25 protein-coding genes are annotated in these 23,166 nt (G+C 60.3%); 21 read left to right on the top strand and 4 right to left on the bottom strand.

The features are described 5' to 3' along the window. Positions 1–2: 2 nt before the first annotated feature. The 6 genes from hisA to ALTER154_RS20250 all read left to right on the top strand — a co-directional run bounded on the left by hisA (position 3) and on the right by ALTER154_RS20250 (position 5,567). Positions 3–740 (top strand): 1-(5-phosphoribosyl)-5-[(5-phosphoribosylamino)methylideneamino]imidazole-4-carboxamide isomerase, encoded by a 738-nt coding sequence (gene hisA / locus ALTER154_RS20275; RefSeq protein ID WP_160089772.1) that lies wholly within the window; start codon positions 3–5, stop codon positions 738–740. A 63-nt stretch (positions 741–803) separates the two neighbouring features. Further along, entirely contained in the window at positions 804–1,574 is a 771-nt protein-coding gene (gene hisF, locus ALTER154_RS20270) for an imidazole glycerol phosphate synthase subunit HisF (protein ID WP_160089770.1), read from the top strand. Positions 1,575–1,786: 212 nt separating this feature from the next. After that, a complete protein-coding gene (locus ALTER154_RS20265; protein WP_160090228.1) occupies positions 1,787–2,743 on the top strand; it encodes a stealth family protein in 957 nt (318 codons plus the stop codon). Positions 2,744–3,083: 340 nt separating this feature from the next. Then, a complete protein-coding gene (locus tag ALTER154_RS20260; protein WP_160089768.1) occupies positions 3,084–3,821 on the top strand; it encodes an ABC transporter substrate-binding protein in 738 nt (245 codons plus the stop codon). A 97-nt stretch (positions 3,822–3,918) separates the two neighbouring features. Continuing rightward, positions 3,919–4,674: an ABC transporter substrate-binding protein gene (locus ALTER154_RS20255; RefSeq protein ID WP_090254752.1), complete on the top strand. Its 756-nt coding sequence runs from the start codon at positions 3,919–3,921 to the stop codon at positions 4,672–4,674. 137 nt (positions 4,675–4,811) lie between these two features. Beyond that, positions 4,812–5,567, top strand: a complete 756-nt coding sequence (locus ALTER154_RS20250; protein WP_160089766.1) for an ABC transporter substrate-binding protein — start codon at positions 4,812–4,814, stop codon at positions 5,565–5,567. Between the two features lie 78 nt (positions 5,568–5,645). Here ALTER154_RS20250 and ALTER154_RS20245 read toward each other — a convergent pair whose 3' ends face one another. The 3 genes from ALTER154_RS20245 to gpmI form a co-directional block, all read right to left on the bottom strand. After that, positions 5,646–6,947, bottom strand: coding sequence for a S41 family peptidase (locus ALTER154_RS20245; protein ID WP_160089764.1), 1,302 nt, complete (start codon positions 6,945–6,947; stop codon positions 5,646–5,648). 39 nt (positions 6,948–6,986) lie between these two features. Beyond that, entirely contained in the window at positions 6,987–8,228 is a 1,242-nt protein-coding gene (locus ALTER154_RS20240) for a murein hydrolase activator EnvC (protein WP_160089762.1), read from the bottom strand. A gap of 123 nt (positions 8,229–8,351) precedes the next feature. After that, on the bottom strand, positions 8,352–9,887 hold the full coding sequence (gene gpmI / locus ALTER154_RS20235; protein WP_160089760.1) for a 2,3-bisphosphoglycerate-independent phosphoglycerate mutase: 1,536 nt from the start codon (positions 9,885–9,887) through the stop codon (positions 8,352–8,354). A 146-nt stretch (positions 9,888–10,033) separates the two neighbouring features. On the opposite strand from gpmI, the gene ALTER154_RS20230 reads away from it, so the two are divergent. From ALTER154_RS20230 to secB, 3 genes are read left to right on the top strand one after another with little or no spacing between them, the layout of a single operon-like run. Beyond that, positions 10,034–10,447, top strand: coding sequence for a rhodanese-like domain-containing protein (locus tag ALTER154_RS20230; RefSeq protein ID WP_090254763.1), 414 nt, complete (start codon positions 10,034–10,036; stop codon positions 10,445–10,447). 1 nt (position 10,448) lies between these two features. Continuing rightward, positions 10,449–10,703 (top strand): glutaredoxin 3, encoded by a 255-nt coding sequence (grxC, locus tag ALTER154_RS20225; protein ID WP_090254765.1) that lies wholly within the window; start codon positions 10,449–10,451, stop codon positions 10,701–10,703. A gap of 40 nt (positions 10,704–10,743) precedes the next feature. Continuing rightward, the gene (gene secB / locus ALTER154_RS20220) at positions 10,744–11,229 is read left to right on the top strand and encodes a protein-export chaperone SecB (RefSeq protein ID WP_090254767.1); all 486 of its coding nucleotides are present in this window, start codon (positions 10,744–10,746) and stop codon (positions 11,227–11,229) included. Positions 11,230–11,297: 68 nt separating this feature from the next. Here secB and trmL read toward each other — a convergent pair whose 3' ends face one another. Next, complete coding sequence (gene trmL / locus ALTER154_RS20215; protein ID WP_160089758.1) at positions 11,298–11,762, bottom strand: tRNA (uridine(34)/cytosine(34)/5-carboxymethylaminomethyluridine(34)-2'-O)-methyltransferase TrmL; 465 nt, start codon at positions 11,760–11,762, stop codon at positions 11,298–11,300. On the opposite strand from trmL, the gene ALTER154_RS20210 reads away from it, so the two are divergent. The 12 genes from ALTER154_RS20210 (at position 11,761) to ALTER154_RS21140 (ending at position 23,155) form a co-directional block, all read left to right on the top strand. Then, entirely contained in the window at positions 11,761–12,192 is a 432-nt protein-coding gene (locus tag ALTER154_RS20210; RefSeq protein WP_160089756.1) for a hypothetical protein, read from the top strand. The genes trmL and ALTER154_RS20210 overlap by 2 nt on opposite strands. A 533-nt stretch (positions 12,193–12,725) precedes the next feature. Continuing rightward, positions 12,726–13,646, top strand: coding sequence for an MSHA biogenesis protein MshI (locus ALTER154_RS20205; protein WP_160089754.1), 921 nt, complete (start codon positions 12,726–12,728; stop codon positions 13,644–13,646). After that, a complete protein-coding gene (locus ALTER154_RS20200) occupies positions 13,646–14,254 on the top strand; it encodes a PilN domain-containing protein (protein WP_160089752.1) in 609 nt (202 codons plus the stop codon). Before ALTER154_RS20205 ends, ALTER154_RS20200 begins: the two co-directional genes overlap by 1 nt. Continuing rightward, entirely contained in the window at positions 14,247–14,927 is a 681-nt protein-coding gene (locus tag ALTER154_RS20195) for a type II secretion system protein GspM (protein ID WP_160089750.1), read from the top strand. The genes ALTER154_RS20200 and ALTER154_RS20195 overlap by 8 nt, the downstream gene beginning before the upstream one ends. Then, the gene (locus ALTER154_RS20190; protein WP_256665671.1) at positions 14,920–15,237 is read left to right on the top strand and encodes a Type II secretory pathway component; all 318 of its coding nucleotides are present in this window, start codon (positions 14,920–14,922) and stop codon (positions 15,235–15,237) included. Before ALTER154_RS20195 ends, ALTER154_RS20190 begins: the two co-directional genes overlap by 8 nt. Before the next feature lie 5 nt (positions 15,238–15,242). After that, positions 15,243–16,844 (top strand): pilus (MSHA type) biogenesis protein MshL, encoded by a 1,602-nt coding sequence (locus ALTER154_RS20185; protein ID WP_256665670.1) that lies wholly within the window; start codon positions 15,243–15,245, stop codon positions 16,842–16,844. A 4-nt stretch (positions 16,845–16,848) separates the two neighbouring features. Continuing rightward, positions 16,849–17,781 (top strand): ExeA family protein, encoded by a 933-nt coding sequence (locus ALTER154_RS20180; protein ID WP_160089744.1) that lies wholly within the window; start codon positions 16,849–16,851, stop codon positions 17,779–17,781. Beyond that, positions 17,778–19,127 carry a lipopolysaccharide assembly protein LapB gene (locus tag ALTER154_RS20175; protein ID WP_160089742.1) on the top strand — a complete coding sequence of 450 codons (1,350 nt, stop codon included), beginning with the start codon at positions 17,778–17,780 and terminating at the stop codon, positions 19,125–19,127. The genes ALTER154_RS20180 and ALTER154_RS20175 overlap by 4 nt, the downstream gene beginning before the upstream one ends. Then, positions 19,127–20,851, top strand: a complete 1,725-nt coding sequence (locus ALTER154_RS20170; RefSeq protein ID WP_160089741.1) for a GspE/PulE family protein — start codon at positions 19,127–19,129, stop codon at positions 20,849–20,851. Before ALTER154_RS20175 ends, ALTER154_RS20170 begins: the two co-directional genes overlap by 1 nt. A gap of 10 nt (positions 20,852–20,861) precedes the next feature. Beyond that, positions 20,862–22,118 carry a type II secretion system F family protein gene (locus ALTER154_RS20165; RefSeq protein WP_167146513.1) on the top strand — a complete coding sequence of 419 codons (1,257 nt, stop codon included), beginning with the start codon at positions 20,862–20,864 and terminating at the stop codon, positions 22,116–22,118. A gap of 14 nt (positions 22,119–22,132) precedes the next feature. Next, entirely contained in the window at positions 22,133–22,639 is a 507-nt protein-coding gene (locus tag ALTER154_RS20160) for a hypothetical protein (protein WP_160089740.1), read from the top strand. Between the two features lie 9 nt (positions 22,640–22,648). Next, positions 22,649–23,155, top strand: coding sequence for a type II secretion system protein (locus tag ALTER154_RS21140; protein ID WP_160089739.1), 507 nt, complete (start codon positions 22,649–22,651; stop codon positions 23,153–23,155). Positions 23,156–23,166 lie beyond the last annotated feature (11 nt).

The following is a 23,166-nucleotide window of genomic DNA, read 5'->3' as shown; positions in this document are numbered from 1 at the left end:
CGATGCTGATTATCCCCGCTATCGATCTGAAGGACGGCGCCTGCGTGCGTCTGCGCCAAGGCCGCATGGAAGACTCCACGGTGTTTTCTGATGACCCGGTGAGCATGGCCGCCAAGTGGGTCGAGGGCGGCTGCCGCCGTCTGCACCTGGTCGACCTCAACGGTGCCTTCGAAGGTCAGCCGGTCAACGGTGAAGTGGTCACGGCAATCGCCAAGCGCTATCCGAACCTGCCGATTCAGATTGGCGGTGGTATCCGCACCCTGGAAACCATCGAGCATTACGTGCGCGCTGGCGTCAGCTACGTGATCATCGGCACCAAGGCGGTGAAAGACCCGCAGTTTGTCACCGATGCCTGCAAAGCCTTCCCGGGCAAGGTGATCGTCGGCCTGGACGCCAAAGATGGCTTCGTCGCCACCGACGGTTGGGCGGAAGTATCGACTGTGCAGGCCACTGATTTGGCCAAGCGTTTCGAGGCTGATGGTGTCTCGGCCATCGTTTATACCGACATCGCTAAAGACGGCATGATGCAGGGCTGCAACATCGAAGCTACGGCGGCCCTGGCGGCGGCCAGCCGTATCCCGGTGATCGCCTCCGGCGGCATCCATAACCTGGGCGATATCGAGAAGCTGCTGCTGGCGCGTTCGCCCGGCATCATCGGCGCTATCACCGGCCGTGCCATCTACGAAGGCACTCTGGATGTGGCTGAAGCGCAGACCTTCTGCGACAACTTCAAGGGCTGATTCGTCTGCTCTGGCGGTGCGCGCCGCCTGGGCGGCCCCGCGATACCCTACGGAAATACCGATATGGCACTGGCTAAACGTATCATCCCCTGCCTCGACGTGGACAACGGCCGCGTGGTCAAGGGCGTCCAGTTCGAGAACATCCGCGACGCCGGTGACCCGGTGGAAATTGCCCGGCGTTACGACGAGCAGGGTGCTGACGAGATTACCTTTCTCGACATCACCGCCAGCGTCGACGGCCGCGACACCACGCTGCACACCGTCGAGCGCATGGCCAGCCAGGTGTTTATCCCGCTAACCGTCGGTGGCGGCGTGCGCACCGTGCAGGACATTCGCAACCTGCTGAATGCCGGCGCGGACAAGGTCTCGATCAACACCGCTGCAGTGTTTACCCCGGAGTTTGTCGGCGAAGCCGCTTCGCGCTTCGGCTCGCAGTGCATCGTCGTGGCCATCGACGCGAAGAGAGTTTCCAAGCCGGGCGAAGCGCCGCGCTGGGAAATCTTCACTCATGGCGGGCGCAAGCCCACCGGCCTGGATGCGGTGCTCTGGGCCAAGAAGATGGAAGACCTCGGCGCCGGTGAAATCCTCCTGACCAGCATGGATCAGGATGGCGTTAAAAGCGGCTACGACCTGGGTGTGACCCGCGCCATCAGTGAAATGGTCGGCATCCCGGTGATTGCCTCCGGTGGCGTCGGCAACCTGCAGCACCTGGCTGACGGCATCATCGAAGGCAAAGCGGCGGCCGTGCTGGCGGCGAGCATCTTCCACTTCGGTGAATACACCGTGCCGGAAGCCAAGGCCTACATGGCCGCTCGCGGGATTGTCGTGCGCTAAACCTCGCTGGCCGGCAGCCCTGTCAGCGAGTTGGCAGGTCAGTGAGCGTTGCTACCTTGTGCGAAGGGGCAACGAGTTGTGCGCCAGCGTCACCCCTTAAGCCGTTTCCCGTAAGGGCTGTTCAAACCGCTGCGCATCGCACTCAATGCCTTACGTTTGCCGTGCGCGTATGACGATTGTTGTGACTGCCCTGAATCAAAGCTGGATTAGACATGCAAGTTGATGCTGTTATTACTTGGGTTGATGGAGGCGACGCTAATTGGCGGGCCAAGCGTGAATATCACTCAGGTGAACCGCACCAAGACTTTCTGCCCTTTGCCAACGGCGAGGGCCGCTATCGAGATAACGACGATTTGTTGTTTTTGCTTCGCTCGATGGAGCAGTTCTGGGGCATAGACGGCAACATCTTTATTGTCACCGATCAGCAAGTACCGGGCTTTATCGCGGAGCACCCTCGGCTGCGCATCGTTGATCATTCGCAAATTCTGGATGCGCGCTATCTTCCGACATTCTCATCCCGGGCGATCGAATCGGCGCTGCACCATATCCCCGACCTAGCGGAACACTTCGTTTCATTCAACGATGATCAAATGCTAACCCGGCATGTTCAGCCCAAAGACTTTTTCAGCGCGGTTGGCGCTATGGTGTTCTTAACCCGAGAAGCTATTCCAACCAGTGATGCCGATCTGCAGCTGTCGGGTCATAACGATGCCAGTAACGCGCGGCACTGGATGCAAAAAAACTATGGCGCATCGAGCATCGCGTTCATCCCTGAGCACGCCCCCAAAGGCATTCGTAAGAGCTGGATGATGGAGCTTGAAGCGGCGCATCCTGATATTTTCGACGAAGTCCGTCAGGAAAAATTCAGGCGCAGGACAGGTCAAAGCATCCTGGCTAATTTATACCTTGATTGGTGTGCGACCCATGGACGAGCAGATATTGACTGGGAGCAGTGCCGCTACCTGTTCACCGATGATGTGGAGAATGACCGGGTGGCGTCGCTGCTTGACTCGCTCGGGCGTCATCTATGCATCTGCATCAACGACACGACTGACGACCGCTCAGACATCGCAAAAATGCGCGATAAGCTGGATCGAATACGCACAGAGCTGTTCCCGCGCCCGAGTTACTTTGAGTCATCACGCGGCTCCGCATCTGTTAGCTCATAAGCTCGCGCACCCTCAGATGTAATCGCGCCTTTATGGTCCCTAGTTGCGTAGACACCCCCAAACCTCATCATGTGCCGCCGCTAGGCGGAGCTACAAATACGCCCGCGTGCCCCCACTCATTTAAAAACGAAGCAATTTAACGGCTAGCTCGGCGATGTCTACATGTGGCCGCTGGTTTGGGCCTATCAACAGGCAGCCCTGCTGGCCACTGCTGCGGGCGAGTCGACAGCAAAATGTCGACTCGCCCGCTAAAATCAGATTGTCTGCGTTCGGGTTGATACATTCAGCATCCCGCTGCGCCCCTCTTTCTATAAATGGCATTTCTATACACGGAGTTCTTATGTCCGCTATCCGGCTATTCACCGCAGTGTGGCTGTTGTGTGCCGTCAGCTTTGCTCGCGCAGAGCCTTTGGTTCTGCTGACTGAAAACCTGCCGCCGTTCAGCATGGCGGCTAACGGCGGCAACTTCGCCAAGGATGCTGATGTTCAGGGCATTAGCGGCGATACAGTGCGTGCGCTGTGTAGCAAGGCACAGCTTGAGTGCCAGATGATCCTGCGCTTCCCGTGGGATCGTCAGTACAAGCAGGCATTAGAGAACAAAGGGTATGGGGTGTTTTCCACGATTCGTACGCCGGATCGTGAATCGCTGTTCAAATGGGTTGGGCCAATTGCCGTGAGCGACTGGGTGTTGCTGGCCAAGGCCGATAGCAGCATTACGTTGAACAGCCTGGATCAGGCCGGTGCCTACAAGATCGGCGGTTATCGCAATGATGCGATTTCACAGTTTCTGATCGACCGTGGCGTGACGGTACAAACCAGTCTGCAGGACAAGGAAAACCTCAACAAGCTGGAGAAGGGCGTGATCGACCTGTGGGCCACCGATGAAGTCGGCGGGCGCTACATGGCTAAGCAGTCGCCACTGGGTGCGCTCAAGGTGGTACATCGCTTTAACAGTGCTGACCTCTACTTGGCGCTGAATAAAGAGACCCCCGATGATGTGGTGCAGAAGTTGCAAAAAGCCTTGGACGATATGCGCGCTCAAGGTGGATTGACCGCTATCAAAGACGGTTATCTTTAACCCGCTGCTGTCGATCCCCTCGGCAAACCTGGGCTGGGCTTAGCCGGACGTGCTGGGTATGCTTGCATGCTTAGCCCAACTATCGATGTGAGACATCATGTTTAAACACTTACTAGCCGCCCTTGCCGGCACAGTTATGGTGCTTGCGGGCAGTGCTCGGGCCGAAATCGACCCGAACTACCGCATGGTTCTACTGACCGAGAATTTCCCGCCTTACAACATGGCGATCAACGGCAAGAACTTCGCTCAGGAAGACAATATTGACGGCATTGCCGTAGACATCATCCGTGAGATGTTCAAACGTGCCGGCATCCAATACAACATGACTCTGCGTTTCCCTTGGGATCGCATCTACAAGCTGGCGCTGGAAAAGCCTGGCTATGGCGTGTTTGTTGCGGCGCGTTTGCCGGAGCGTGAGGCGCTGTTCAAGTGGGTTGGCCCGATTGGTCCGGATGACTGGGTGCTGCTCGGCAAAGCCGATAGCAGCATTACCCTGAACAGCCTGGACGACGCCAAGCAGTACAAAGTTGGCGCTTACAAGGGCGACGCGATTGCCGAGCACTTGGTGGAAAAAGGTCTGGAGCCGATTACCGCTCTGCGCGACACGGAAAACGCCAAGAAGCTGATGGCCGGTCAGATTGATCTGTGGGCTACCGGCGACCCCGCCGGCCGTTATCTCGCCAAGCAGGAGGGCATCTCCGGGCTGAAAACCATTCTGCGTTTCGATAGTGCAGAGTTGTATCTGGCGCTGAATAAAGAAGTGCCGGATGAAGTTGTACAGAAGCTGCAAGCCGAGCTGGACAAGATGCGCAGCGAAGGTTTTGTCGACGATATTCTGAACAACTACCTGTAATACGCAAAACCAGTGGGCCGGTCACAAACCGGCCCGCGGCCATGGATGGTTGACGCCACGTACCATACGTCGCCGGGCACCCGCCCGAGCAAGGATGCCGCTAGCCATAATCACAATTCATGCGAGCGGAATGACCTATGTTGAAAACCCTGAAAGCCAGCCTGTTGTTCGGGCTTGTCCTGAGTGCCTGTGCTGCCCGTGCAGAGCTTCCAGCCGATTACAAAGTGGTGTTGCTGACCGAGAACTTCCCGCCGTTCAACATGGCGGTAGATGACAAGAACTTTGCCCGTGATGACGGTATCGACGGCATCAGTGCCGAGATTGTCCGTGCGATGTTCAAGCGTGCCGGCATCAACTACACGCTGACCCTGCGCTTCCCTTGGGACCGCTTATACCGCCTGACCCTGGACAAACCCAACTACGGCTTGTTCTCCACCACGTTCACTGCTGAACGTCAGCCTCTGTTCAAGTGGGTGGGACCATTGGCTAAAACCGGTTGGGTGCTGCTGGCAGCGCCAGGTAATAACGTCAGTGTCGCTAGCCTCAAAGATGCAGCGCAGTATCAAATTGGTGCCTACAAAAATGACGCGGTTAGCCAGCATCTGGAAAGCCAGGGGCTGAGTCCGGTCAATGCGCTGCGTGATCAGGAGAACATCAAGAAGCTGCTCAGCGGCAAGATCGACCTGTGGGCTACCACTGATCCCGTGGGACGCTATCTGGCTAAGCAGGAAGGCGTCAGTGGTCTGAATACCGCGCTGCGCTTCAACGAGGCTGAGCTGTATCTGGCGCTGAACAAGGACACCCCTGATGAGGTGGTGCAGCGTCTGCAGAAGGCGTTGGACGAACTACGCGCCGAAGGCTTTATTGACGAGATGACCAATAACTACCTGTAGTCTCAGGCGTTATTAAAAAGCCCGACCTTGATTACTCAAGGTCGGGCTTTTTTAGCGTTGTACCTCTACAGCTGAAGGCTAGTCGCCGCGGGTGACGCTCAGCCCCTTGAGCAGATTGAGTGCCTGGCTCAACTGATAGTCGTCATCCTGTGGGCGTGCTGGTGCGCTGGTCTTGCCTTTGCTCGGCTTATCGGCGCCGCCGTTGCCATTGCCCAGGTGACCTTGCAGGTCGGCTTCCTTGATGGTTTCGTCGCCCTGCTCGCGGGTCAGTTTGGCGCGCGCCACTTCGATGTCCGGGACGATGCCTTGAGCCTGAATCGAGCGACCGTTGGGGGTGAAGTACAGCGCGGTGGTGAGCTTCAGGGCGCGGTCATTGTTCAGTGGCAGCACGGTCTGTACCGAGCCTTTGCCAAAGCTGTCGGTACCCATCAGCACGCCACGCTTGTGATCCTGCAGGGCGCCAGCGACGATCTCGGAGGCCGATGCGCTGCCACCATTGATCAGCACCACCAGCGGCACGCCTTCGCTGGCATCAGCCGGATCGGCATTGAAGCGCAGCTCGGAGTTGGCGATACGGCCCTCGGTGTAGACGATCAGGCCTTTCTTGAGGAAGTGGTCGGTGACCTCAACGGCCGCCTGCAGCACGCCGCCGGGGTTGTTGCGTAGATCGAGTACCAGGCCGCGCAGCTTCTTGCCATTTTCCTTGCGCAGTTTGGCCAGGGCCTTGCCGACTTCTTCGCCGCTGTTGACCTGGAACTGGGTGATGCGCACGTAGCCGTAGCCATCGTCGAGCAGCTGGCTCTTCACGCTCTTGACCTTGATCACTGCGCGGGTCAGCTCGACATCGAAGGGTTTTCCGCCTTCACGGACCAGGGTCAGCTCGATGTCACTGCCAGCTTTGCCGCGCATCTTCTCCACGGCTTCCATCAACGACAGGCCCTTGGTTGGCTGGCCGTCGATCTTCACGATCAGGTCGCCCGGCTGGATGCCTGCGGCGGATGCCGGGGTGTCGTCGATCGGCGAGACCACCTTGAGAAAGCCGTCTTCGGTGCCGAGCTCAATGCCCAGGCCGCCGAATTCGCCGCTGGTGCTTTCCTGCAGGTCGCGGAAGGCTTCCGGTTCCAGGTAGGCCGAGTGCGGATCCAGGTTGCTGAGCATGCCCTTGATCGCGTTTTCCAGCAGGGTTTTGTCCGTGACCGGCTCGACATAGGCGGACTTGATGCGATCCATCACCTCGGCAAAGGTGCGCAGGTCGTCCAGCGGCAGTGGCGCGCTGTCGTTGGCGGTGGCCGGTGCTTCGGCTGGCGCGGCAAAGGCGGCAGTGTTACCTAGCAGGGTAACTGCCAGCGCGAGGGCGGTGAGGCGGAACAGATGCGGCATGTCGAACTTACTCCTGTCCTGAATCGGTAATCGCAGCACTTATCCTTGTGCGCGGCACCATTGAGCGGGGTCGATCGGGCGGCCCTGCTGGCGAATTGCGAAATACAGTGCTGAGGTTTCCTGGCCACCGCTGTTGCCAACGGTGGCGATGGCTTCGCCGGCTTTGACCACATCCCCGGCGTCTTTGAGCAGGCTCTGGTTATGCCCGTAGAGGCTCAGGTAGCCGTTGCCATGGTCGAGAATGACCAGAAGCCCGGCGCCACGCAACCAGTCGGCAAACACCACGCGCCCGCCATGTACGGCATGCACCTGGCTGCCAGCGGAAGCGCCGATCAGCACACCGTCCCATTTTGTACGGGCATCGCCGCCACGCGGTGTGCCGTAGCGAGCCACCAGACGACCATCAACTGGCCAGGGCAGTTTGCCGCGGGCTTTGGCAAATGGGCCGCCGAAGCTGGCGCCAGAACTTACCAGTGGACCTGTCGGCGCGGAATTAGTGCTGTTGCGCGATTGTTCACGTTCGGCGAGCAGGGCTTGTTGACGCGCGGCTTCAGCTTCACGGGCCTGGCGGGCAAGGGTTTCTTCAATGGTTTTCAGCACGCGGGCAAGGTTGGCTTGTTCCTGCTGGCGGGCCTTGAGCTTCTGGTCGCGGGCGGAAAACTCCTTGTTTAGCTTGGCTAGGGCCAGCTGACGCTCCTTTCGTACGCTGGCGAGCTGTTCGCGGCGGCCATCCAGAGCACTTTTCTGCTCCAGTAACTGGTTCTGCTGGTTGGCGATATCCTGCTCGACGTTAGCCAGCTGGCGCAGGGTTTCATTGAAGGTCGCAAGTTGTTCCATGCGCGCTTCGCTGAGGTAGTCGTAGTAGGTCAGGGTGCGTGAGAACTTTTCTGGGTTCTGCTGGTTGAGGAGCAGCTTGACGTACTCCTGGCGCCCGCTCTGGTAAGCGGCGCGGGCTTGGATGCCGATCAGGCGTTGCTGTTCAAGGCGCGCGCCCTCAAGTTTTTTTTTCTCGGTACCGAGCCGCTGGATTTCCTCTTCGCTTTTTTTCAGGTCCTGCTGCAGGCCTTTGACCTGCTTCTCCAGTTGGCCCATCTCGCTTTCGGTTTTCTTCAGGTCTTTCTGCACGCCGGATTTTTCCTGCTGCAGCTTTTCCAGCAGTTGCTTCAGCTCGGCGACATCGGCGCGCGCGGCATCCAGTTGCTTCTGCGCATCGCTCTTCTCGTCGGCGATCGCAGGCGTCAGCAGGAGGGTCAGGAAAATAAGGGCAAGGGCACGAAACATGGGGCGGGCGGCACCTGAATTAAGAACGCGCCTAGTATGCCTAAAAAATGGCCGGGAGCCATGGTTAACGTCACGTTGCGACGGCCCGCAGGCCAGGCATTGCACCTGGCTGCGGGCAGTTGCTTAGTTCAGCTCGACGATGCTGGTGCCGGTCATTTCCGCTGGTACTGGCAAACCCATCAGCGTCAGCAGGGTCGGGGCTACGTCGGCCAGTACACCGCCTGAACGGATTGTCGCCGGGCGTTTGCCAACGTAGATGAAGGGCACGGGCTCGCAGGTGTGTGCGGTGTGCGCCTGGCCGGTGCTTTCATCCGCCATCTGCTCGACGTTGCCGTGGTCGGCGGTGATCAGCGCTTCGCCGCCGACTTTATCCAGCGCGGCGACGATACGGCCGACGCAGCTGTCCAGGCATTCCACGGCAGCCACGGCAGCGGAAAACACGCCGGTGTGGCCGACCATGTCGCCGTTGGCGTAGTTGACGACGATCACGTCATAACGCTGGTTTTCGATGGCATCGACGATCTTGTCGGTAACTTCCGGCGCGCTCATCTGCGGCTGCATGTCATAGGTGGCGACGTTCGGTGACGGGATCAGAATGCGCTCTTCACCGGCAAAGGGCTCTTCACGGCCGCCGGAGAAGAAGAAGGTGACGTGGGCATATTTTTCGGTTTCGGCGATGCGCAGTTGGGTCTTGCCGTTATTCGCCAGGTATTCGCCGAGCACGTTGGTCAGGGCTTCCGGCTTGTAGGCGCTGGGCGTCGGGATGCTCGCGGCGTACTGGGTGAGCATGACGAAGCCGGCCAGTTGCGGCACGCGCGTGCGCTCGAATTCCTTGAAGCCCGGCTCGACAAAGGCGCGGGTCAGTTCGCGTGCGCGGTCGGCGCGGAAGTTCATAAAGACTACGGCGTCGCCGTCTTCCATGCGCACGGGCTCGCCAATGGTGGTGGCTTTGACGAATTCATCGCTTTCGCCACGCTCGTAGGCAGCATTCAGGCCTTCCACGGCAGTGGCAGCGTTGAACTGGCCGTGACCGTCGACCAGCAACCCGTAGGCCTGCTCGACGCGGTCCCAGCGGTTGTCGCGGTCCATGGCGAAGTAGCGGCCGCTGAGGCTGGCGATGCGGCCCTTGCCGAGTTTTGCGAAGGTGGCGTCAAGCAGTTCAATGGACGGCTGTGCGCTTTTCGGTGGGGTGTCACGGCCGTCGAGGAAGGCGTGCAGGTAGATTTTTTCGGCACCGCGCTGAGCAGCGAGTTCGGCCATGGCCACCAGATGATCCTGGTGGCTGTGCACGCCACCATCGGAGAGCAGCCCGAGGATATGCACGGCTTTGCCAGCGCTGACGGCTTTATCGACGGCAGTGGTGATGGTTGGGTTGGTGAAGAACTCGCCATCACGAATGGCTTTGGTCACTCGGGTGAAGTCTTGATACACCACGCGGCCGGCGCCGAGGTTCATATGGCCGACCTCGGAATTGCCCATTTGCCCGTCTGGCAGGCCGACGTCCATGCCTGAACCTGAGATCAGGCCGTGGGGCTGGGTGGCGCGCAGGTGGTCATAGACCGGCGTGTTGGCGGCCATGATGGCGTTGGATTCGGGGCTGTCACTGTGGCCGAAGCCATCGAGGATGATCAGTACCAGGGGTTTGGGCGTGGCGCTCATAAAGCTGGTTCGCTCTGGGTCGATGGGCGGGAAACAAGGCTGGGCATTTTACGGCCAAGTGTGGAAAACGTCACCGCCGGGCGGGGTTTGGCCGACCTGTGCGGCTGTGTATACTGGCCGACATTTTACCGCCCCGGAACTGCACAATGCTTGCCAACTTGATTGAATTTGCCACCACCCACTATGTCCTGAGCGGTTTGTTCGCAACTCTGCTCGCGCTGCTGATCTTTACCGAAGCGCGCAAGGGCGGACAGAGCCTGAGCAGCCGCGAGCTGACTGCCCTGGTTAACAGCGAGCAGGGCGTGGTGTTGGATATCCGCGGGCAGAAGGACTTTTCCGCTGGGCATATCGTCGGTGCACTGAATATTCCGTTCGAGAAATTCGCCGCTCGTATGGTTGAGCTGGACAAACACAAGGCCAAAACCATCATCGTGGTTGATGCCATGGGCCAGCACAGCGGCGGTGTTTGCCGTGACCTGAAAAAGGCCGGCTTCACCGCGGCCAAGCTGTCCGGTGGGATTGCCAGCTGGCGTGGCGACAACCTGCCATTGGTGAAGTGAGATGCAGCCTGTCGTCATCTATTCCAGCGATTGGTGCCCGTACTGCATCCGCGCCAAACAACTGCTGACGCACAAAGGCGTGGCCTTTAACGAGATCAAGGTTGATGGCAAGCCAGATGTGCGTGCTGAAATGACCCGCAAGGCGCGCCAGACCTCTGTGCCGCAGATCTGGATCGGCGACACCCATGTGGGTGGTTGCGATGATCTTTACGCCTTGGAGCGCGCGGGCAAGCTCGACGCGCTGCTCAAGGCTTAATTCCCTGTTTACCCGTACCTAACGACAAGAAGGCTTTGCCATGACAGAACAAGCTAGCAACGGCGCCGCTCAGGGCGAACAAAACCCACAGTTTTCCCTGCAGCGTATCTATGTACGTGACCTGTCCTTCGAAGCGCCGAAGAGCCCGGAAATCTTCCGTCAGGAGTGGGCGCCTAGCGTTGCCATGGACCTCAACACCCGTCAGAAGGCGCTGGATGGCGACTTCCATGAAGTGGTGCTGACCCTCTCGGTAACCGTGAAAACTGGCGAAGAAACCGCCTTTATCGCTGAAGTTCAGCAGGCCGGCATCTTCCTGATCAAGGGGCTGGATGCGGCGTCCATGAGCCATACCCTGGGTGCGTTCTGCCCGAACATCCTCTTCCCCTATGCTCGCGAAACTCTGGACAGCCTGGTTGTGCGTGGCTCGTTCCCGGCGCTGATGCTGGCGCCGGTGAATTTCGACGCCCTCTACGCTCAGGAACTGCAGCGTATGCAGCAGGCTGGCGAAGCGGCCACCGCGCACTAAGGTTTGCGGTTGCAACAAAAAACGCCCTACGGGGCGTTTTTTATGGGCGCTGTACAGCACGATCTGCGCTACTGGGCGTCGGCAAACCCCTGTTGGCGCCAGGCCTCATAGACCGCCACAGCGACGGTATTGGACAGGTTCAGGCTGCGGCAGCCTTCGCGCATCGGCAGGCGCAGACGCTGTTCGGGCGGCAGGCTGTCGCGAATTTCCTGAGGCAGGCCGCGGCTTTCCGGGCCAAACAGGAAGGCATCGCCAGGCTGATAGCTAACGTCGTGGAACGCCTGCGAGCCCTTGGTGGTAAAGGCAAACACGCGCGGTCGGCCGATGCTCGCCAGACAGCTGGCCAGGTCGACGTGGCGCTGCAGGGTGGCGTATTCGTGATAATCCAGCCCGGCGCGGCGCAGGCGTTTGTCATCCAATTCGAAGCCCAGCGGCTCGATCAGGTGCAGGTGGCAGCCGCTGTTAGCGCAGAGCCTGATAATGTTGCCGGTATTGGGCGGTATTTCCGGTTGAAAAAGGATGACGTGAAACATGCGCGGCTCCGAGCTTGAAGACGAGCAGCATTCTACAGACCCGCGCCCCCGTCCGTGGGTGCGGGTGATTGCTTCATTGGGTGTGTTTGGATTTTTGATTGGTTTGATGATTGGCCGGATGTTCCAGCCTGACCCATTGTGGCTTGAGCGTGTTGACGTGCTTGAGCAGCGGTTGGAGTTCTGGTTCAACGTTGAGCCGATGCCGCATGAAGAGCATGTAGGCGGTGTGGTGATCCTGCGCTTGCAGAGTTTTGGGCGCGAGCAGCAAGGCCAGTTAGAAGTACAGGGGCGCTTGGCCAACTGGCGTTTGCAGCGTGAGCGAAGGGATTTGGTCTTGAAGGTGGTGGCGGCCCGTCCTTTGCGCAGTGAATGGCGCGCTGAAGAGGTGGACGGGCGCTGGCGGCTGGTGGTCAGCCTGATGGAGCAATAAAAGAGGGGAATCCCCGGCCTGCCTGTACCAAGGTCCCCAAAACTGGGATTGCTTGAGTCTATGCAGGCTGTGTGCCAGTTTTATTACGTTGGCTGCAGGGCTAGTAAATAGGGGCTTAGAGCCTGGCGGCCGTTGTTGCCGATGACAGCTAGGGTTGGCGGGGATGAATCATAGCTGTGCATCGGGGTTGTGGATGTGCATTGCTTTGGCGCATTTCCCGCCTCGTTCGTGGCGAAGGCCTTGGCGGGGATGGGCGCTGCAAGGGGTCGAGGCCTATGCTTTGTGTTATACAGTCTTCAACCAATGTATGGCCTTTTGATGTCGCGTGGCTGTGCAGTGCTGTTTAGCAACTGGCGTTGCTATATGGCTGGCGAAGGTGTTGAGGTCAGGCGGTTGGGTGAGGGGCAGTCGAGGCACGGTTCCAGGCGTTGCAGCAGGGGGCATTGATCAGCATCAGGGGCGCGCCTGACAGCTATTCTAAACTGTGCGGCCGGCAGGATTGCCTGGGTCGCTATGGGTGGTGGGGTTTACAGTTGGCGTGGTTTGCTAAAAGAAAGATAAAAGTCGCCAATGGTTTGCTGGGCATCGAAACCAGTCCTGAAGGTATTGCGCTGGCACGCGTGCTACGTGAGCCCGGCCAGCCGCCGCGCCTGCTGGAATGCCAATTCCATGAGGCCACAAGTGTTGAACAGCCTGCCTTGCTCAAACGCCTGGTCAATGAGCTGGGCTTTGCCGGCATGCCGGTCAACCTGCTGTTGCACCCTGCGACTTACCAGATGTTGCTGCTCGACAGCCCTGATGTACCGGCCACTGAATTGCGTGATGCGATGCGCTGGCGAGTCAAGGAGCTGATCAGCGAGCCGCTCGAGAACGTCGTCGTCGATGCGTTCAATCTGCCAGAAGATGCCTACCGTGGGCGCTCACGTATGGCCTATTGCGCTGTCCTGAATAAGGCGCGGATGCACGCCTTGGGGGCCATGTGCAACGAGGCGGATTTGCGCCTGGGCAGCATTGATGTCACCGAAATGGCGTTCCGCAATCTGGGCGTGCTGGCTGGCAGCGAGGGCATGAGCCTGGCGCTGCTACGTTTACGTTCCAGTGAAGGGCTGATCGCTGTTCAGCATGGCGCCGATTTGTATATGGCGCGGCGAATCGAGCAGGGCCTCGACCAGGCGGACCCGGAGTTCTCGGCGATGACCCTGGAGATTCAGCGTTCGCTCGATTACTACGAAAGTCAGCTCGGTAAGGGGTACATCAACCGGCTGCTGCTGTTGCCCATGAAGCGCAATGGCGCCGCAGCCCTGCAAGCCTTGTCCAACGGCTTGGCGGTTAAGCTGCAGGCACTGGACTTGCGTGAGCTGTTTCCGGGCCAAGCCAGCGCCGAATTATCCGAGCAGGAGCAAGCCTATTGCATGGGCGCCGTAGGTGCGGCGCTGCGGCAGGAGGCTGGCTGATGCAAAACCTCAATCTGTATCAGCTTGAACGTACACAACAGAGTGGACCGCGTCCTGCGCAGATGTTGTTGGGATTAGGCGTCGTGTTGTTGCTGTGCCTGGGCCATGCCAGTTGGCAGGCCTGGCAGCTACATCACGGCGCACAGCGTCTGGCCGAGAAGCAGCTGCAAGCACAGCAGGAAGAGGCCCAATTGGCATCGGCCCTTGGCAGTTTTATCGAGCCCACGCTGGATGAGCGATTACCCGAGGAGCTGGCCGCACGCGAGCAGGGCAACCGTGAGTTGCAGCGACTGGTCGCTTACTTGCAGCTGCTTGGCAGCCAACGCAGTGCCGGATTTGTTGCACCGTTGGCGGCGCTGACCGAGCAACATCCCCAGAGTGGTTTGTGGCTGAACGGCATCAGCCTGCGCGAGGGGGGGCGGCATATTCGTCTGCAGGGGCGCAGCCAGGACCAGGAGTTGCTGCCGGCGTACTTGCAGCGTCTGGGGCAGAGTGCCGTATTCAGCGGGCGTGAGTTCGCGCGTTTCGATGTGCAGCGTGGTGACGATCAACTGCTGCATTTTGACCTCTCGTCCCAGCTGAAGGATAAGGAGGCCGGCGATGAATAAGTGGCTACAGCGCTGGCAGGGTATGGCCACGCGTGAGCGCTGGTTGACGTATGGCGTGGCGCTGGGCCTGCTCGGGGTGCTCTATGTTCTGCTGGTTGGCGACCCCTTGAGCATGCGCCTGGCCAAGCAGCAGAGTGACTGGCAAGTGGCCGAAGGTCGTCGTGCTGAGGCCGAGAGTGCTCGGTTGGAATTGCAGCGTCGCACAGAGGCTGATCCCAATCAGCAATACCTCCGTGCCCTGAGCGCTGCAGCGGCGAATCGTGATGGGCTCATCCAGCAGATTGATCAGCACACCGCAGAGCTGATCACCCCGCAGAAAATGCAAACGGTGCTGCAAGAGCTGCTGCGCAAACAACCGCAGCTGCGTGTGCTGGGCATGAGTAGTTTCAGTGAGCCGGTACAGTTGGCTCCTGCCGAGCCGGCTGCGGCGCCGGTAAGCGCTGACAAAGCGCCGCCGACCCCAGCGGTGACACTCTATAAACATGGCTTGGAGCTGCAGCTGGAAGGTGGTTATTTCGACCTGTTGAACTACCTGCAAGCAGTGCACGCCAGCGGTTGGCAACTCAACTGGGACAGCCTGGATTATCAGGTTGGCGAGGCGGGCCCGAGCAAGGCCAGCATCCGTCTGAAACTCTACACATTGAGTCGGCATGCGGGGTGGGTCGGTGTCTAAAGTCCTGTTACTGAGTCTGCTATTGAGCAGTGCGGCGCTGGCCGACAATGTGGGTATCGACCCAACCCAGCCACCACGCGAGCTGTTGCCTGCCGCCACGGCCAGTGGCGACAGCCCGCTGATATTGCAAGCCATCGTGCGTGGCGCCCAGGGCAGCCGCGCAGTGATTGGTGGACAGAACCTGAGGGTTGGCGAGCGCTATGCCGATGCCCGGGTGCTGGCCATCCATGCGCAGTCCGTATTGATTGAGCGCCAGGGCCAGCAACAGCTGCTGCGCCTGGCTGAACCCGTTATGCAACCGAGCCGATGATGCCCATGATCAGATTTTTGCCCAGTGTCTGTCTGTTGAGCCTGAGCTGTCTGCTTGTGGCCTGCCAGACCTTCAAGGATGGTGACGCGCAACTCTATGAGCAGAGCGGCAAGTTGCTGGATGACAGCCTCAAGCAGGCTCAGGCCGCACCCAAGGTGATGCCGCCGCTGGCCGTGCAGGCCGCATTGATCCCGCCGCTGGGCAGCGGTTTCAGCAGTGGCCCGCGCTTTGATGTGGCGGCCAAGGACATGCCGGCGCGTGAGTTCTTTCTCAGCCTGATGGAGGGTGCTGGGCAGAACCTGGTGGTGCATCCGGACGTGAGCGGCACCATTACCTTCAGCTTGCGTCGTGTCACCCTCGATGAAGTGCTCGCAGCGGTGCGCGACAGTTACGGTTATGACTTCCGCCGTACCAGCTATGGCTACCAGATCCTGCCCAATCAGGTGATTACCCGCAGTTACGACATCAACTACCTCAACCTGCAGCGTATCGGCCAGACCGATACACGGGTCAGCTCCGGGCAGGTGGAAAGCACCAGTAACAACAACGCGGGTAGCGGCCTCAGCAACAGCACCAACACCAGCGGCAACAGCAATACTGTGACCACCCTCAACGCTAGCCAGGTCAGCACTTCCAGCAATGTCGACTTCTGGAATGAAGTGCGCCAGGTGGTGGAAATGATCGTGGCGGGTGACAGCAACAGCAGTGTGATGGTCAATCCGCAGGCCAGTCTGCTGGTGGTGCGGGCGCACAGTGCTGCTCAGGAAAACGTCGTGCGCTTTCTTGAGCAGGCGCAGATCAACCTGCAGCGTCAGGTGATTCTGGAGACCAAAATCCTCGAGGTGCAGCTCTCCGACGGCTTCCAGGCAGGCATCAGCTGGGACCAGATCGGTGGTGATGTCAGCAGTAACCTGGGGGCTGCGGCGCTGAGTGGCCCAACCGGGGTCAATGGCGTATTTGGCATTGCCCTGACCCTGGGGGATTTCACCGGGCTGATCGAGTTGCTGGAGACGCAAGGTGAGGTACGTGTGCTCTCTAGCCCGCGTATCTCCACGTTGAATAACCAGAAAGCGGTGATCAAGGTGGGGACTGACGAATTCTTTGTCACCAATGTCTCCTCCACCGGCTCCACGGCCACGGTGGGCGGCGTTACTGAGCCGACCCAGGACATCACCCTGACACCATTTTTCTCCGGCATCTCCCTCGACGTCACGCCGCAGATCGATCAGAACGACACCGTTACCCTGCATGTGCGGCCGACCGTCAGCCGTGTGCGTGATCAGAACAAGACCATCACCCTGGGCGAAGACAATGTATTCAACCTGCCGCTGGCGTTGTCCACCACGCGCCAATCGGACTCCATCGTGCGTGCCCGCAGTGGCCAGGTGGTGGTGATTGGCGGCCTGCTGCAGAACAACAACGAAAATACCGACGCCAGCATTCCCTGGGCCAGCACCCTGCCGATCGTCGGCAACCTGTTCAAGCAGCAGCGCAAAGCACTGCAGCAGAGTGAGCTGGTGATTCTCATGCGGCCGCAGGTGGTCAGTGATGAGGTCTGGCTGAATGAGCTGCGCAAGAGTGCGCAAACCTTCAAAGAGCTGAGATAGGCCGATGTATGAAGCCTTCTTTGGTCTGCACGAAAAGCCTTTCGCGCTGACCCCGAACACCGGTTTTCTGGTGCAGTTGGCGCCCTATCAGGCGTGCCTCAACCTGCTGCGCGTGGCACTCGGTGAAGGTGAAGGCTTTATCAAAGTCACAGGGGAAGTGGGCACCGGCAAGACGTTACTCTGCCGCACGTTGCTCAATGAGCTCGACGCTGAGCGCTTTCAGCTGGCCTATTTGCCCAATCCGGGCATGAGCCCGACGGGCTTGCGCCAGGCATTGGCGCGTGAGCTGGGCATTGAAGGTGTTGAAGAGCTGGATACCCAGGCGGTACTGGAGGCCTTGCACCGACGGCTGATTGAGCTGGCTGCCGCAGGCAAAAGCACGGTGCTACTGATTGACGAGGCCCAGGCACTGCCTACCGCGACTCTGGAAGCACTGCGTCTGCTGACCAACCTGGAAACCGAGCGGGCCAAACTGCTGCAGGTGGTGTTGTTCGGCCAGCCCGAGCTGGATGCGACCCTGGCGCGTCCGGAGTTTCGTCAGCTGCGCCAGCGCATCACCTTTTCCTATCAACTGCGTGCGTTGGATGTCAAAGACACCAGCCGTTACTTGAACGAACGTCTGGCGGTGGCCGGCTATCGTGGCGAGTCGCTGTTTGAAATGCCCGCAGTGCGGTGCTTGGTACAGGGCAGCGGCGGTATTCCACGATTGCTCAATATCCTGGCGCACAAAGCCTTGATGGTGGCCTTCGGTGAGGGGGTGCGGCAGGTGCGTGTCAGCCATGTCAAACGCGCCCAGCGCGATACTGAAGGTGCGCAACCTTTCCTGCATCGGCGCTCCCCCTGGTTGGGGTGGGGCATGTTGGCCGGTGTGTTGTCGATTGTGTTGGTTGTGGGCGCGTGGCCCTGGCTGGCGCACTGGCGGGAGTGGCTGCCATGAGCCTGGTGAACGACATGCTGCGTGACCTGGAAACCCGGCGCGCCGCACCCAGTGAGCGGCTGCAGTTGGATGGGCTGTACGCGGTGGATGAAACCGCTGTGACCCGCCGCGACCGATATGAGCGTCTGCGCCGTAGCATTGTGGTGCTGGCGGTGGTGGCCGTGCTCGCTGTGCTACTTGGCCTGCTGGTTGATCGGTTGCTCAGCGCAGCGCCTGAGGTGGCCACCGTTACGCCGCCCGTGGCGACCCCTTCGGCGGTACCGTCGCCGGTGCAGATACTCGACGTGCTGCCGCAACATGATGGACGTGGCTTGGTGCTGCAGCTGCTGCTGGATCGCAGCGTGGCCTATCAGCGTAACGAAGAAAGTGGCGCTGTCAGCCTGCGCCTGAAAGATACCCAGCTGGCCGGTGAACTGCAGCAGGGGCGGTTGCAGCGCGATGGCCGGAGCATTTCCTGGCGGGTGGAGAACTCGGGTACGGATGTGCAAGTCCTGCTGGTCGGCCTGGGCAATAGCTTGGCAGTGTCTGACCGCCTAGACGCCGCAGGTGACCGCTGGATGCTCTGGATAGACGTGCCGCTGAATACGCCTGTTGAGGCGATTGATGCCCCTTTGGCACTGGATAACCTGCCCCCGGCCGAAGCCGAAACCGCGCACAGTGAAGCGCCACTGCCGGCGTGGGTCAGTGCGCCATTACCGACGCCTGTTTCCGCCTCGCCACCTCCACCCGCAGTACAACCCATAGCACCCGTTGCTGCGCCGCAGGTGAAGATTGCCGCGTACCAGCCCGACAACCTGACCTTGGCGCGGCAGGCCTTGCAGGCAGGTGACCACGCGCGCGCAATCAGCCTGCTGGAAACCCTGCAAAACACCCGTGGCCATGACCCACAGGTGCTGCGCTGGTTGGCCCGCGCCTATCTGGCGGCCGACGATCAGCAGCGTCTCCTCGACTGGCTGCCCGCGCAACTGGCGCAACTGCCCGATGACAGTGAGCTACGCCTGATACTGGCACGCGCGCAATTGCAGGCCGGTGATACCCGTCGTGCCGTGGCGACGCTGGAGCAGAACCCGCCGCGCCTCGAACAGGAACCGACTTACTTTGCGTTGCTGGCCGCCAGCTATCAACAGACCGACCAATGGCAAAACAGTGCCGACTTGTACCGGCGTCTGCTCGCCCTACGGCCCAGCCAGTCAACCTGGCAACTCGGGCTGGCGATTGCCCTTGAGCAGCTCGATCAACCGGCCGAAGCAGGCCGCCATTATCGTCTGGCCCTCCTGGGCACAGACCTGGACGACAGCACTCGACGCTTCGTCAGTGAACGCGCCAAGGCGCTTGGAGGCCTTTGATGAGTCAGGATGATGTTCGCCAGCGCAAGGTGCGCCTCGGTGACCTGCTGATCCAGGCCGGTTTGCTCAGCGATGCGCAGCTGCAACTGGCCCTGCAGGATCAGAAGCGTACGGGCTCCAAACTGGGCCGTACAGTAGTGGATATGGGCTTTGTCGATGAGGTGCGCCTGCTCACCGCCTTGTCCGAGCAGATGAAGATCCCCTTTATCGATCTCAAACACTTCAAGTTCGATCAGGAGTTGGTGCAAAAACTGCCAGAGGCCATGGCCCGACGGTTCCGCGCGCTGGTGCTGTCGCGCGAAGGCGATGGCCTGCTGGTGGGCATGTCCGACCCGCTCGACCTGTTTGCCCTGGATGAAATGGACCGCATCCTCAAGGTTCGCGTGCGCCCGGCGGTGGTCCGTGAGGCCGAGCTGCTGGCGACGCTGGATACGGTGTACCGGCGCACCAGTGAAATTGCCTCGATTGCCGGTGAGCTGGAAGGTGAACTTAAGGACAGCGACTTCGACCTGTCCAAACTCGGTGCTGACAGCAACACCGAAGCGCCGGTGGTGCGCCTGCTGCAAACGCTGTTTGAAGACGCCGTGCAGATGAAAGCGTCGGACATCCACATCGAGCCCGACGAAGGCGTTGTGCGTATTCGTCAGCGCATCGACGGCGTGCTCAATGAGCAGGTGATGAAGGAGGCGCGGGTCGCTTCGGCCCTGGTGATGCGCCTGAAGATCATGTCCGGGCTGGATATTTCCGAAAAGCGCCTGCCCCAAGACGGCCGTTTCAATATCCGCGTTAAAGGCCACAACATCGATGTGCGGGTCTCGACCATGCCCGTGCAGTACGGCGAGTCAGTGGTCATGCGTTTGCTCGATCAAACCGGCGGGGTGTCCACCCTGGAAGCCAGCGGCATGCCGCCCGATATGCTGGTGCGCTTCCGTCGCCTGCTGCAACGCCCGTTTGGCCTGGTGCTGGTGACCGGGCCGACGGGCTCGGGTAAGACCACCACGCTGTATGCCGGGCTGTCGGAGCTGAACAGTCCGGAGAAAAAGATCATCACCGTGGAAGACCCGGTGGAATACCGCCTGCCACGCATCAACCAGGTGCAGGTCAACGCCAAGATCGACCTGAGCTTTGCCCGCGTGCTGCGCGCCGCGCTGCGTCAGGACCCCGACATCGTGCTGATCGGTGAGATGCGTGACCAGGAAACTGCCGAAATCGGTCTGCGAGCGGCACTCACCGGTCACTTGGTGCTCTCGACCCTGCACACCAACGACGCCCTGACCTCGGCCATGCGCCTGATCGACATGGGCGCTGAGCCGTTTCTCGTCGCCACCTCGCTGAATGCCGTATTGGCCCAGCGCCTGGTACGCCGGGTGTGCGAGAACTGCATGCAGGATCACACCCCGGATGCCCGTCAGCTGGTCTGGCTGGAAAACCTCTACAAAGCGCCGCTGCTCGGGCGCAGCTTCAAGCGTGGCGCAGGGTGTCACCAGTGCCACAACACCGGTTATGCCGGTCGCGTGGGGGTGTATGAATTGTTGGAAATGGATGACGGCATGATCGCCGCCCTGCGCCGCAATGACCCGCAAGGCTTTGCCGAAGCGGCCCAGACCAGTGTCCACTACCGGCCGCTCGCCGCCTGTGCGCTGGACTACGCCCTGGCCGGGGTCACCAGCGTGGACGAAGTGCTAAAAGTCTGTGCCACCTTGACCGATGAAGGGGTGGCCTGATGGCGAGCGCATGGCGCCAGGAGGCCGGGCGGTGAGCCTCTATCGCTTTACCGGCCGTGATGCCCAAGGCGGCAAGATCATCGGCAGCCGTGAGGCCGGTTCGGCGGACAGCCTGGCCAGTGAACTACTGGCCGAACGCATCACCCCGCTGACCATCGAGGAGCAGGCACAGGCGAGTGACAGCGACGTGTTCGCCCAGCTCAAGGAAAGCCTGCGGCGCAAACATGTCGACCTGGAAGAGCTGATTATCTTCTGTCGGCAGATGTACAGCCTGAGCAAGGCTGGCGTGCCGATCATTCGCGCGATTGGTGGTCTGGCCGAATCCAGTCGCAACCTCTACCTGCGTGAAGTGCTGCAGGCGGTGCGCAGTGATCTGGAAGGCGGGCAGGGCATGGCCGTGGCGCTTAACGCCCATCCCAAGGTGTTTAACACCCTGTTTGTCAGCATGATCAGCGTTGGGGAAAACACCGGTCAGCTTGATCAGGCTTTCCGCCAGCTGTCGGTGTATCTGGAGCTGGAGCGCGAAACCCGCAAGCGCATCAAGCAGGCCACGCGCTACCCGCTGTTCGTGCTGTCCGCCATGGCGGTGGCGCTGGTAGTGATCAACCTGTTTGTGATTCCGGCCTTCTCCAAGGTGTTTGCTCAGTTTAAGGCGGACCTGCCCTGGGCCACGCAGATCCTTATCGGCACCTCGCAGTTCTTCCAGGATTTCTGGTGGCTGCTGGCGCTGCTGTTCGGTGGCAGCCTGTTTGGCTTTTTCAAATGGATCGAGACCGATGCCGGCGCCCTGAAGTGGGACCAGATCAAACTGCGTCTGCCGATTGTCGGTGGGATTTTCGAGCGGATCGCCCTGGCGCGCTTCACCCGGACCTTCGCGATGATGTACCGCGCTGGCGTGCCCTTGCTGCAAACCCTGTCGATCAACAGCGCCAGCGTTGGCAATCGCTATATCGGTCAGGCGATTCTGGCCATGCGTGAAGGTATTGAGCGTGGCGAAGCCCTTACCCGAACCGCGTCTGCCAGCGGCCTTTTCACCCCCCTGGTGCTGCAGATGATGGCCGTGGGCGAAGAAACCGGCGCACTGGACGACTTGTTTGTCGAGGTAGCGGATTTCTACGAGCAGGAAGTGGACTACGACCTTAAACAACTGGCCGATGCCATCGAGCCTATTCTGATTGTGGCCATGGGCATCATGGTGCTGGTGTTGGCGTTGGGCGTGTTTTTGCCGATGTGGGAACTGGCTTCGGCGGCCAAGGGTGGCCGTTGAAGGGTGAGTATCAATTGGAAGAGCACGTGCGTCTGGCGCGGCGGCTCGTTTGGACTATTGGCGGTGTACTGCTGGTGGTCGTGCTGCTGGCGCTGGCCTGGCAGATCGCCCAGGTCAGTGAGCGGCGTGCGCAGCAGGCCACCCGTGAGTACCTAGCTAGCAGTCTGATCAGCCTCACGGCTGAGCAGCTGGCACAGGATCGACTGCTGACACGCGGCATGCTGACGGCCAATCCGTTCCAGTTGCTGCGCTGGCAACAGGACAACTACTGCGGCGAGCTGGCGCGCGGTGAAACGCCCGCCAGCGGCTGCTGGTACTGGTTGGCTGAGGCGGGCTGGGTGCTGTACCGCTGGCGCTTCAGTGACGGATGGGCAGAAGAATCGACTGAGTTGCAGGCCTACCGGGTCCAGGCGGTTCCTCAAGCCTCGGCGGCAGGTGCACACTGGCAGGGCAGAGGACTGGCCCTTGAATTTCAGGCAGTACCCCAGGCGCAATTGGCTGCGCAGGGTTTGATTGAGTAGGAGAGCGGCATGAAGCACAACCGGGGGTTCACCCTGATCGAGCTGGTGGTGGTCATCGTCATCCTTGGCGTTCTTGCCGCCGTGGCGTTGCCACGCTTTATCAACGTCACCAAGGATGCCCACGAAGCCGCCGTGCGCGGTGCCGGCGGAGCGTTGGCCTCGGCCGTGCTGCTGGTGCGCGCGCAGTGGGAAGTCAACCGCGGCAATGGCAACGACACCACGCCCAATACCGATGTGGTCGGTTTTGGTGACGGCACTGTGGATGTGAATGCCCAGGGCTGGCCGGTCGGCACCGCCGACGTCCTCAACTGCGTGCAGGTGTGGAATGCCATCCTGCAGGGCTCGGCACCGCGCGTCGGCACCGCCTCGACCCCGGCCAACCCGGTGGACTACATCGCCTCAGCCGCCGGCGCGGTCTGCACCTACACCTACCAGCTGGATGACCTCAACGACAGCATCGTCTATGACTCCAGCAACGGCACCGTGATCACCAACTTTGATCGCACCACCCCTTAATTCCCCTTTAC

It is taken from the genome of Pseudomonas sp. 9AZ, from assembly GCF_902506525.1.
GTDB lineage: Bacteria > Pseudomonadota > Gammaproteobacteria > Pseudomonadales > Pseudomonadaceae > Aquipseudomonas > Aquipseudomonas peli.
Note: the sequence above shows the minus strand (reverse complement) of the source record. Positions and strands in the feature narration are given on the sequence as shown.

Excerpts from the sequence above, each read along its gene's own strand:
- ALTER154_RS20265 (WP_160090228.1), top strand. The coding sequence starts at position 1,787 with ATGCAAGTTGATGCTGTTATTACTTGGGTTGATGGAGGCGACGCTAAT.
- ALTER154_RS20195 (WP_160089750.1), top strand. The coding sequence starts at position 14,247 with ATGAATAAGTGGCTACAGCGCTGGCAGGGTATGGCCACGCGTGAGCGC.
- ALTER154_RS20185 (WP_256665670.1), top strand. The coding sequence starts at position 15,243 with ATGATCAGATTTTTGCCCAGTGTCTGTCTGTTGAGCCTGAGCTGTCTG.
- ALTER154_RS20180 (WP_160089744.1), top strand. The coding sequence starts at position 16,849 with ATGTATGAAGCCTTCTTTGGTCTGCACGAAAAGCCTTTCGCGCTGACC.
- ALTER154_RS20230 (WP_090254763.1), top strand. The coding sequence starts at position 10,034 with ATGCTTGCCAACTTGATTGAATTTGCCACCACCCACTATGTCCTGAGC.
- grxC (WP_090254765.1), top strand. The coding sequence starts at position 10,449 with ATGCAGCCTGTCGTCATCTATTCCAGCGATTGGTGCCCGTACTGCATC.
- hisA (WP_160089772.1), top strand. The coding sequence starts at position 3 with ATGCTGATTATCCCCGCTATCGATCTGAAGGACGGCGCCTGCGTGCGT.
- secB (WP_090254767.1), top strand. The coding sequence starts at position 10,744 with ATGACAGAACAAGCTAGCAACGGCGCCGCTCAGGGCGAACAAAACCCA.
- ALTER154_RS20170 (WP_160089741.1), top strand. The coding sequence starts at position 19,127 with ATGAGTCAGGATGATGTTCGCCAGCGCAAGGTGCGCCTCGGTGACCTG.
- gpmI (WP_160089760.1), bottom strand. The coding sequence starts at position 9,887 with ATGAGCGCCACGCCCAAACCCCTGGTACTGATCATCCTCGATGGCTTC.
- ALTER154_RS20175 (WP_160089742.1), top strand. The coding sequence starts at position 17,778 with ATGAGCCTGGTGAACGACATGCTGCGTGACCTGGAAACCCGGCGCGCC.
- ALTER154_RS20255 (WP_090254752.1), top strand. The coding sequence starts at position 3,919 with ATGTTTAAACACTTACTAGCCGCCCTTGCCGGCACAGTTATGGTGCTT.
- ALTER154_RS21140 (WP_160089739.1), top strand. The coding sequence starts at position 22,649 with ATGAAGCACAACCGGGGGTTCACCCTGATCGAGCTGGTGGTGGTCATC.
- trmL (WP_160089758.1), bottom strand. The coding sequence starts at position 11,762 with ATGTTTCACGTCATCCTTTTTCAACCGGAAATACCGCCCAATACCGGC.
- ALTER154_RS20165 (WP_167146513.1), top strand. The coding sequence starts at position 20,862 with ATGGCGCCAGGAGGCCGGGCGGTGAGCCTCTATCGCTTTACCGGCCGT.
- ALTER154_RS20245 (WP_160089764.1), bottom strand. The coding sequence starts at position 6,947 with ATGCCGCATCTGTTCCGCCTCACCGCCCTCGCGCTGGCAGTTACCCTG.
- ALTER154_RS20210 (WP_160089756.1), top strand. The coding sequence starts at position 11,761 with ATGCGCGGCTCCGAGCTTGAAGACGAGCAGCATTCTACAGACCCGCGC.
- ALTER154_RS20260 (WP_160089768.1), top strand. The coding sequence starts at position 3,084 with ATGTCCGCTATCCGGCTATTCACCGCAGTGTGGCTGTTGTGTGCCGTC.
- ALTER154_RS20200 (WP_160089752.1), top strand. The coding sequence starts at position 13,646 with ATGCAAAACCTCAATCTGTATCAGCTTGAACGTACACAACAGAGTGGA.
- hisF (WP_160089770.1), top strand. The coding sequence starts at position 804 with ATGGCACTGGCTAAACGTATCATCCCCTGCCTCGACGTGGACAACGGC.
- ALTER154_RS20240 (WP_160089762.1), bottom strand. The coding sequence starts at position 8,228 with ATGTTTCGTGCCCTTGCCCTTATTTTCCTGACCCTCCTGCTGACGCCT.
- ALTER154_RS20250 (WP_160089766.1), top strand. The coding sequence starts at position 4,812 with ATGTTGAAAACCCTGAAAGCCAGCCTGTTGTTCGGGCTTGTCCTGAGT.